At 74.1% G+C, this 9484-nt stretch carries 8 protein-coding genes; 3 read left to right on the top strand and 5 right to left on the bottom strand.

Annotated features, from left to right (window positions below):
* Nucleotides 1–4: 4 nt before the first annotated feature.
* The 3 genes from pgsB to C6N75_RS01450 form a co-directional block, all read right to left on the bottom strand.
* On the bottom strand, nucleotides 5–1873 hold the full coding sequence (gene pgsB, locus C6N75_RS01460; RefSeq protein ID WP_105866998.1) for a poly-gamma-glutamate synthase PgsB: 1869 nt from the start codon (nucleotides 1871–1873) through the stop codon (nucleotides 5–7).
* Between the two features lie 6 nt (nucleotides 1874–1879).
* A complete protein-coding gene (locus tag C6N75_RS01455; protein ID WP_105866997.1) occupies nucleotides 1880–4135 on the bottom strand; it encodes a HAMP domain-containing protein in 2256 nt (751 codons plus the stop codon).
* 259 nt (nucleotides 4136–4394) lie between these two features.
* On the bottom strand, nucleotides 4395–5558 hold the full coding sequence (locus tag C6N75_RS01450) for a CapA family protein (RefSeq protein ID WP_105866996.1): 1164 nt from the start codon (nucleotides 5556–5558) through the stop codon (nucleotides 4395–4397).
* A gap of 140 nt (nucleotides 5559–5698) precedes the next feature.
* On the opposite strand from C6N75_RS01450, the gene C6N75_RS01445 reads away from it, so the two are divergent.
* Nucleotides 5699–6571 carry a hypothetical protein gene (locus C6N75_RS01445; protein ID WP_258177164.1) on the top strand — a complete coding sequence of 291 codons (873 nt, stop codon included), beginning with the start codon at nucleotides 5699–5701 and terminating at the stop codon, nucleotides 6569–6571.
* Between the two features lie 227 nt (nucleotides 6572–6798).
* Here the strand turns inward: C6N75_RS01445 and C6N75_RS01440 are convergent, their stop codons facing one another.
* On the bottom strand, nucleotides 6799–7332 hold the full coding sequence (locus tag C6N75_RS01440) for a DinB family protein (protein WP_105866995.1): 534 nt from the start codon (nucleotides 7330–7332) through the stop codon (nucleotides 6799–6801).
* A 119-nt stretch (nucleotides 7333–7451) separates the two neighbouring features.
* On the opposite strand from C6N75_RS01440, the gene C6N75_RS01435 reads away from it, so the two are divergent.
* Nucleotides 7452–8576, top strand: a complete 1125-nt coding sequence (locus C6N75_RS01435; RefSeq protein ID WP_105866994.1) for a GNAT family N-acetyltransferase — start codon at nucleotides 7452–7454, stop codon at nucleotides 8574–8576.
* Here the strand turns inward: C6N75_RS01435 and C6N75_RS01430 are convergent.
* Nucleotides 8569–9090 (bottom strand): carboxymuconolactone decarboxylase family protein, encoded by a 522-nt coding sequence (locus tag C6N75_RS01430; RefSeq protein ID WP_105866993.1) that lies wholly within the window; start codon nucleotides 9088–9090, stop codon nucleotides 8569–8571. The genes C6N75_RS01435 and C6N75_RS01430 overlap by 8 nt on opposite strands.
* A 47-nt stretch (nucleotides 9091–9137) precedes the next feature.
* Here C6N75_RS01430 and C6N75_RS01425 point away from each other — a divergent pair.
* Nucleotides 9138–9484 (top strand): GntR family transcriptional regulator (locus C6N75_RS01425; RefSeq protein ID WP_146132454.1); only part of this gene is annotated, 347 nt, incomplete at its 3' end.

Below are 9484 nucleotides of genomic sequence, written 5' to 3'. Positions count from 1 at the left end.
GGGGTCAGTGGCGGGGCGGCATCCCGCCGTCCCCACCCGGCGGACGCCGGTCCCGGCCGTCGTGGCCGTCGTGGTCCCATCCGCGGTGCCGCGGGTCGTCCTGGTCGCCCTGGCCGCCCTGATCACCGTGGCGCCATGCGTCCTGGCCGTCCTGGCTCCAGGGGTCCTGGTGCTGGAGCTGCCGGCCCTCGGCCCACTGGTCCGCCTGCTCGCGGGCCCAGGAGGGGGTCTGCTCGCCGCCGGCGGGCTGCTGCCACTCCTGCTGCTGGTACCCCGTCTGCTGCTGTCCGTAGTCCGTGTGCTGCTGGTACGCGCCGGGGTCCTGGTAGCCGGAGGGCCGGGCGTTCCAGGCGGACTGCTGGTCCTGGGCCGACTGCTGCCGCTCGTCGAACCAGCCCTGCTGCCCCTGCTGGGCGGCCCAGGAGGACTGCTGCTGCGCGGCGGCGGGCTGCTGCTGCCAGTCGCCCTGGTGGCCCTGCTGGTGGGCCGCGTGCGCGGCGCCGGCGTACGGGGCGGCGGGAGCCTGCTGGCGGGTCGCCTGCGTCGGCAGGGCGGTGATGACCGGGATGCCCTGGGTCTGGGACACCTGGTAGCGCTCCTCGGCGGCCACCGGGTAGCTCGCGTACGGGTCCAGCCGCGGGTGCTGGCCGGTGGTGGCCGTGGCCTGGCCGGGGGCGTCCTCGGCGGCGCTCTCGTCGGCGGGCAGCTCGGCCAGGTACTCCAGCAGCTCCTCGCCCTGGCCGTGGATGTTGCCGATGGCGACGAGCGAGGAGCCGTCGGCCATCCTGCCGAGCAGCGTGGGCATGAACTCCTCGGCCTCGCGCCGCTCGCCGCCCAGGTCGACCGCGCGGTCGCGCCACTCGGCGGGGATGGCCTCGATGGCGCTCTTGGACGGGTGCCCGATGACGAACACGTTGTCCGGCTGGAGGTCGGGGATGATCTCGCCCATCTGGCCGTTGCGCTCGACGCGGTCCGGGCGGCAGTTGATGACGACGTTCAGCGGGCGGCTGATCGCGCCCAGGTCCAGCAGCTGGTTGATGTTCATCAGCGTGGACTCGGGGTCGTTGGCCGCGAAGACGTTGGCGAACGCGAGGCGCTTGCCCTCGGGCCCGACGTACCGCTCCACCGAGAGCACACCGGGGTCCGGGGGCGCGTCGTACATGCCCTGAAGCGCCGTCTTGCGCTCCACGCCCAGCAGTTCGGCCACCTTCAGCGCGATGGCGACGTTCTCCTTGAAGGTGAACCAACTGAAGCCGCGCAGCTCCTCGTCGGAGACCGTCTCCGGGTCGGCGTAGACCAGCTCGCAGTTACGGGCGTCCGCCTCCTCCTGGAGGATGTCGAAGCGGTCCTTCTCGGCGGTGACGCAGATGCCGTTCTCCGGCATGGAGCGGCACAGCGAGCGCGCCACGTCGTCCAGGGTGGGGCCCATCTCGGCCAGGTGGTCCTCGCGGACGTTGCACAGCACGCCGATCGTGGAGCGGATCAGCTTGCTCTGGTTGACCTCCTGGAGCGCCGGCATGACCGCCATGCACTCGATGACCAGGGCGTCGGGTCGGTAGGTCGCCGCCCGGCGGACGATGCCGATCTGCTCCACGACGTTGGCGATGCCGAACTTGCGGTAGACCGGCTCCTCGGTGGCGTCCGGGTGGATGAAGCGGGCCGCCGTGCCGGTGGTCTTGGCCACCGTGACCAGGTCGCCGCCGCGCAGCGCGCCCGCGCACAGCCGGGTGATGGAGGACTTGCCGCGGATGCCGTTGACCAGCACCCGGGAGGGGATGACGTGCAGCGCGGCGTAGTGCCGGCGCTGCTCGACGATGCCCGCCGCCAGCAGGGCGATGCCGGCGATCAGCAGGACGAAGTACAGATAGAGCACCGCGGGTCACCTTCCTCCGACGCGGGGCCGGGCCTCGGCGGCCTGGCGCGCCTGGTTGCTTCTGTGGGCCTGCACCTGCTGGCGCAGGAGTTCGAGGCTGCGCACGACGGCGCCGACCTCGTCCTGGTAGCGCGGGTAGAGCACGGTCTTGGCGTCGCCGTCGGCGAGCTTCTCGGCGGCGGTCGCCAGCGCCCGCATGGGGCGGACGACGACCAGGTAGGTCCAGCCGAGGCAGACGATGATCGCGGCCAGCCCGAGCATGCCGGCCAGCACACTGCGGTCCTCACGCTCGTAGGCGGCGAGCTGGAAGCGCTCGGCGTTCTGCGAGCTGACCACGGTCCAGCCCACGTCGGCGGCCACGCCGCCGCCGGAGAACGGGGCGGCCGCGGCGACGGTGACCTTGCCGCCCTCGCGGATCAGCAGGCCGTTCTCCACCGGGCCGGCGCCGGTGTCGACGCCGGCCGCCCGCACCAGGTCGGCCAGCGGCTGCTCGGGCAGCTCCTCGAAGGCGAGGAAGCCGTCGCTGGCGGCGATGGTCTGCGCCTTGGCGTCCACCACCCGCACCTCGCCCAGACCGGGCCGGGACAGCAGCGAGTTGAGGAACTCCACCCGCAGCTCGCCGACCAGGACGGCGCCCTCGCGCTCCGGCACCGGGGCCCCGGCCTGGATGACCGGCTTCTTGCCGCCCTGCCCGGACACCCGGATCAGCGGCAGGTCCTTGTCCCCGCTCCAGGCGTGCGGGTCGCCGCCGGCCTGCGCGGTGACCCGGCCGCCGTCGTCGACGACGTACAGCGCCTCGTAGCGGGAGTGCTTGGCCAGCGCCTCGTCCAGGACGCGGGCGGTGGACCCGGAGTCGTCCGAGGCCATCAGCCGGGCGCTGGAGACCAGGTCCGCCTGGGCCTCGTTGAGCGCCCGGCGCAGCCGGTCGGCGATCAGGTCGGTGCGGTCGCGCTGGTCGTTGACCATGGTGGTGGGCACGCTGACCGAGCCGTCGGTGCGGTTCAGCAGCAGGCCGACGGGCACGCACCACAGCAGCAGCAGGACGGCCGTGACGATCAGCGGGACGGCCGCGCCGAGCCTGCCGCCGCGGCCCGCCGGCGTACCGGCTCCGGCTCCGTCCGCGTCGCCGGTGCTGCCCAGCCTGGTCCGCAGCCTCTCCAGCGCGGCGCCGATCCGGGCCGCCTCGCCCCAGCGGGGCACCGAGACGGGACGGGTCAGGTCGCCCCGGGCGAGCCGGCGGGACTCCAGGAACATCCGCAGCAGCGGGCGCTGCACGGTCGTCCACAGCACGGCCGCCGCCAGCAGTCCCAGCGCCACCAGGACGCCGGCCGCCACCAGTCCGTACAGCTCGCGGCCCTGCTCGACGGTCGGCTGCGCGACCACCGGCAGCAGGGCCACCACGGTCAGGCCGAGCCCGGCCGCGACGCTCTTCTTGTCCTCCGGGTCGGAGGAGGCCAGCGCGGCGTAGCCGGCGGTGGCCACCCGGCCGTTGTAGTCGCCGCCCAGCAGGGTGCCGCTGACGCCGGGGTAGCCGCGGGAGCCGGGCTCCTTGGCGTGCGAGGGGTGCTGCTCGGTGAGTTTGGCCGCCTTGTCGGAGAGCGTGCCCATCTGCTTGCGCATGAAGGCCAGCTCGACGCCGGCCCGGCCCGCGTCGGTTGCGTCGGCCTGCTCGAAGCCGGCCGTCGCCAGGACCTCGCCGTCCCGGGCCGCGACCGCCATGGTGCGGAACGGGCCCAGGTTGATCTGCGGCACGGCCAGGCTGCCGGAGGCGATCAGGAGCTGCTTGGGGCGGCCCTTCCACTCCAGCAGGGCCATGGTCATCAGCCGGACGTCACCGGTCTCCAGGCGCACCATGCGGGGCGTCAGGGCGGTGTCGCCGGTGAGGACCTTCTGGTCCACCCAACCCAGCGGAATCGTTTCCCCGCGGGCGGCGAGCACCTTGCCGCTGTCGATCTCCATGACCGTGGTGCCGGTCCACTTCTGGTACGCCTGACCCAGGTCGGACAGCACCCGCTCGGGCGCCACCGGGTCGCCGGCGCGCAGCGCGGCCGCGGTGCGCTCCAGGTCGGTCACCCGCTCGTCGATGGAGGCGCGCAGCGCGATGGCGCCGTCCTCGGCGAAGTGCTGCTGCGAGGAGAGCACCGCCTTGGGCACCACCGTGTCGTCCCCGGGGCCGAGCACCTTCGTGGTGAGGCCGGCCAGGGCCAGGATCAGCACGCACAGCACGGCGATCGGCGGACGGATGCCGCCCAGCAGCGGCATGTCCGCCCGCCTGCGGCTGCGTCGCCGTCCTCCCCGTACGCGGTACGCGCCATGGCTCGATGTCACTGCTGATCTTCCCCTGGTCGGTGCGGGCGCGCGACGCGGGGGAACCGACACCGCGGGCGCGAGGGCCCAGTCGTTGGGCGAGTGGAGCGAGTGGAGCGGATGGAGCCGAGTGGGCGGACGGGGCGGCGCGAGCCGCCCGGCAGGGGCGCCGCCGGGGCGGGCCCCGGGGTGCGGGACGGACCGGTCGGCCCGGTCACCCGAGCCGCAGCTCGGCCAGTCCGTCGCCGCCCGGGGCTCCCCGGTTGAACAGGAAGCCGCGGGTGCGCTCGGCCGCGAGGCGGTAGCGCGCCAGCCGGTCCTCGGAGAGGCCCTCCGGCTTGTCGAGCTGCTGCCGCACGTCGACCAGTCTGTGGTCCTCCACCGCGCCCTTCGGCGGCTTCCCGCCGGCGTCCACGTCCGGCGGGATGTCCACCAGGGTGGTGCGGTAGCGGGCCGACACGTCCCACCCGGTGGTCGTCTCGCGGAACTCGAACCAGCCGATGGCGCCTTCCTCGGTGAGCCCGGTGGGCGAGGAGTGCCGGGCGACGGAGTTGCCCAGGCCGTAGGCGACCCATCTGCCGTTGAGCTTCTGGATCGGCTGCACCACGTGCGCGTGGTGGCCGATCACCAGGTCGATCCCGGTGTCCTTGGTGAGCTGCTCGGCGAGCTGGAGCTGCGGGAGGCTGGGCTCGTTGTAGTGCTCCAGGCCCCAGTGCACGGAGAGGATGACCACCTCGGCGCCCTGCTTGCGGGCCTTGGCCTCGGCGGCCTTGATCGCGCCGAGGTCGGTGCGGTTGACCGCCCAGCTCTGGTCCTTGGGCGTCGGGTGGGCGAAGGAGTCGCGGGAGTAGGCCAGGTGGGCCACCTTGACGCCGTTGACCTCCCGGATGGGGATCTTCTGCGACTCCGCCTTGGTGCGGGAGGAGCCGGCGTGGCCGAGGCCCGCCTCGTCCATCAGGTCCAGGGTGCGCTGCGCGGCGTCCATGCCGTGGTCGAAGGTGTGGTTCGACGCCGTGGAGCAGGTGTCGTAGCCGGTGTCCTTCAGCGCGGTGAGGACCTGCGGTGGGACGAGGAAGTCGGGGAATCCCTTGAAGGGGCCCTGGGGCTCGCCGACCGGGGTCTCCAGGTGGCATATCGCCAGGTCCGCCCTGGATATGACCGGCTTGACCCCGGCCAGCAGCGGCCGGAAGTCCAGGCCGTCCTGGCCGTTCCCGGTCTCCTCGGCGTCCTCTGTTGCCTGCTCGATCAGGTCCGGGTGGATGAGCACGTCTCCCGTGGCGGCCACGGTGAAGGTGCGGCCGCCCGGCTTGTGCTGCGGAGTCGACGGCTCCTCGGCACAGCCGGTGATCAGTACGGCGAGAACGGCTGGGGTCGCCAACCACCGACCGATGCGGAGAGACTTACGCAATGTCACTGCCACATGTTCACACGTCTCCGGAGGGAGAAGCTGCGATCAGCGTCACAAGACCGTCACCTTTCGTGCACATTTCGCTTGTGGTCGGCATGATTCTGCTCCTGATGGGATGCCAGTCCGCCTCCGACGAGCCCGCGGAACGGTCGGCTCCGAAGGCCCGGGAGCTGGTCGACGTCCGCGACCGGATCCTCGCGTATACCGAGCAGGCCAGGCCCGATGCCTCCTACACACCACCCGGCGACGAGGAGCGGGAACGGCTCGCCCAGGGGGTGGACAAGCTGCTGGCGGGCGACGCGCGCGCGGCGGAGGGTCTGATCGGCCCGATCGGCTTCACTGTGACCAGAATCACCGACACCGGAAGCGGTCGGAGGTTTGACGAGATCGCCGCGCGGGATGACGGTCCGGCCGCCCGCTGGGGACGGCTCTATCTGACCGCCGACTCCGCGGTCCGCTGGAACGTGCAGGTGCCCCACCCCACCTCCGACCGGGACACCGACGCCCTCGGCGTACGGCTGCTGGAGTCGACGCCGGGCGGCGCGCTGGTGGTGGCGGGCGCGCACCGCGAGTCCGGCACCGGGGACACCGCCGACGTCGCCCACCGCCAGGACAGCGTCTTCCACGCCATGGTGGCGGAGCTGGTCCGGCGCAACGTGCCCAGCCTCCAGGTGCACGGTTTCTCCGACTCCCGCCAACGCCCCTACGACGCCGTGGTGTCCACCGGCGCCGTGCAGAGCGCCCCCGGCGAGGTCGTCGCGCTGGCCGACCGGATGCGCTCCGAGGGCCTGCGGGTCTGCCGCGGCTGGCGCGCCCGCTGCCCCGTCGAGGGCACCACCAACGTCCAGGGCCGCGAGGCGCAGCGCGGGCACACCCTCTTCGTGCACGTCGAACTCGCCCCGGACGCCCGGGGCGACGGCCCCGACGCCGACGAGGCCGCCGACGCCCTGTCCGGGCTGCTCGCCGACTGGGCCCGCGACTGACGCCCCGCGGATGGTGAGGGCGTCCGGATGCGCGTCGGGCCGGGGTGGCGGGCCGGCGGCCGCGGCAGACCTCGTCCGGGAAGGGGCCGTCCCGGGAGCCCGGACCCGGCCCGGCGCCGGCGCACCCCGACGCGGCTGCCTCCCGCCCGGTCACCGAACCCCCGGACCATCCACCCGAGATCTCCACCCTCAGACCTCAAGTGCAGCCGAGACGCGTTCCGTTGGCCTCACGCGCCCGTCGTGCCGTCCACCCCCTCCCGCAGCAGGTCGGCGTGGCCGTTGTGCCGGGCGTACTCGTGGACCAGATGGAGCATCACCCAGCGCAGCGACACCTCCACCCCGTGCCGCCGGTTGACCCCCGTCACCTCCAGCGACTCCGCCGCGGCCTCGAACCGCCGCGCCCACGCCACCTCCGCCCGCCAGGCCGCGAACGCCTCCGGCACGCTCGCCCCCTGCGCGTCGTACGCCCGCTGGAAGTCCCCGTCCGCCGACCACACCAGCGACAGCTCCGCCTCACCCGCCAGGGTCCGCCGGAACCACGCCCGCTCCACCTCCGCCATGTGCCGCACCAGCCCCAGCAGCGACAGCGCCGACGGGGGCATCGACCGCCGCCGCAGCTCCTCGTCGCCCAGCCCCTCGCACTTCAGCGCCAGCGTGGCCCGGTGGTAGTCCAGCGCCCCCCGCAGCATCTCCCGCTCCCCGCCCGTCAACGGCGGATCCACCCGCTCCACCGGTGCGCCGTCCCCGGCCGATCCCTCCATCGCCCTGCCCCTTCCCGCGCCGCGACCACCTGCGTCCGCCCAGCATCACCCGTCATCCGCCGCGCCGCGCAGGGGAATTGGGTGGCCCGCCCCCCGGAGCCGCGCCTAGGGTCGCGGCCATGAGCAGCGGGAGCGGGAGCAGCGGCGGCAGGAGCGCGGGCGACTGGGCGGCCGACGTCGACGCGGCGGCGGCGGTGTGCGCGGCGGCGCTGGAGGCGGTGGCGGAGCGGGACTGGGAGGTGGCCGCGACCGGGCTGGAGTGGAGCTGCCAGGAGACCGCGGTGCACATCGCGGGCGACTTCACCGGCTACGCCGCCCAGTTGACCGGGCGGATGGCGCAGGGATACGTGCCCTTCGACGTGGTGGCCGTGCCGGGCACCGGGCCGCAGGGGCTGGTGCGGATCGTGCGGGCCACCGGCGGGCTGCTCTCGGCCGCCGTGCGCACCACGCCGGCGGACCTGCGGGCCTGGCACCCGGCGGGCCCGGCCGGGGGCGACGGGTTCGCCGCCATGGGGATCGCCGAGGTGCTGCTGCACACCCACGACATCGTCACCGCGCTCGGCGGTCAGGTCCGGCCGGAGGGCGGGCTGTGCGCGCGGGTGCTGGACCGGCTCTTCCCGCACGCGCCCAGGGCGGCCGGGGACGATCCGTGGCGGGTGCTGCTCCATGTGACCGGCCGGGCGGAGGGGCCGGGCGGCGAGCCGGCGCCGACCGCCTGGCGCTGGTACTGCGACCCGGTCCGCTCGGCCCGGCTGGTGCTGTGCGAGCTGTCCCCGCCGGCCGCCGCCGACCTGCACTCCGGCGGCAGCGGCGGCTTCACCTGGGCCGACGGCGGCCCGGAGGAGGGGACCAGGTTCGCCGGCGGGATGGTCGCCGGCGCCGCGGCGGACGGCTCGCACCGGCCGGGCTGGGGGACCTACGTCATCGTCCGCGCCGAGGACGGGCGGGCCGTCGGCGGCATCGGCTTCCACGCCCCGCCCGGCCCGGACGGCGAGGTCGAGGCCGGCTACGACGTGGTGGCCTCCGCCCGCGGCCACGGCTACGCCGCCGAGGCCCTGGCCGCCCTGGCCGGGTGGGCGTTCACCGACCCGGACCTGACGGCTGTCCGGGCCACCGTCGACCATCCCAACGCCGCCTCGCACGCGGTGGTCGCCCGGGCCGGCTTCCACCGGGCGTCGGCGGACGAGACGCAGGTGCACTACGAGATGCGCCGCCCCAAGCAGCCCGCGCCGCCCTCTACTTGAACTGGCCGGGCGTGTAGTGGCCCGGGACCATCCGGGTGGACACCGCGAACCGGTTCCAGGCGTTGATCACGTTGATCGCGGCGATGAGCTGGGCCAGCTCCTGCTCGGTGAACTCCTTGGCCGCCCGCTCGAAGACCTCGTCCGGCACGAAGCCGTCGGTCAGCACGGTGATCGCCTCGGTCAGCTCCAGCGCGGCGACCTCCTTCGCGGTGTAGAAGTGCCGGGACTCCTCCCAGGCGCTGAGCTGGATGATCCGGTCCACCGACTCGCCGGCCGCCAGCGCGTCCTTGCTGTGCATGTCCAGGCAGTACGCGCAGTGGTTGAGCTGCGAGGTGCGGATCTTCACCAGCTCCAGCAGCACCGGGTCCACGCCCCGGCGGGCCGCCGCGTCCAGCCGGACCATCGCCTTGTAGACCTCCGGGACCTGCTCCGCCCAGGAGATGCGGGGGGTGTGCTCGGGGTTGCGGGTCTCGTCGCGGTGGGCGGCTGCGGTGGTGTTCTCGTTCGTCGTCATGGCTACGAGCCTAGGCCCGGTGTGGCACAGGGGTATGGTCCATTTCCATGACGGATTCCTGGGCCACTTTCGGGGCCGACCTCCACCTGGAACTGCGCGGCGCGAAACTGCGCGCCGGGCTGATGGACGCGCTGCGCGAGGCGGTGCGCAGCGGCCGGCTGGCGCCCGGCGCCCGGCTGCCGTCCTCCCGCGGCCTCGCCGCCGACCTGGGCATCGCCCGCAACACCGTCGCCGACGCCTACGCCGAGCTGACCGCCGAGGGCTGGCTCACCGCCCGCCAGGGCTCCGGCACCCGGGTCGCCCGCCGCGCCGCCCCGCGCACCGGGCGCGGCGCCGCCGGCAGCCGCCCGCCCGGCCCGCCGCGCCGCACCGCCGCTGTCTCTTATACACATCT

Origin of the sequence: Streptomyces solincola (assembly GCF_002982015.1) — a bacterium.
Taxonomy (GTDB): Bacteria; Actinomycetota; Actinomycetes; order Streptomycetales; family Streptomycetaceae; genus Streptomyces; species Streptomyces solincola.
This window is presented reverse-complemented; position numbering and strand designations above follow the sequence as displayed.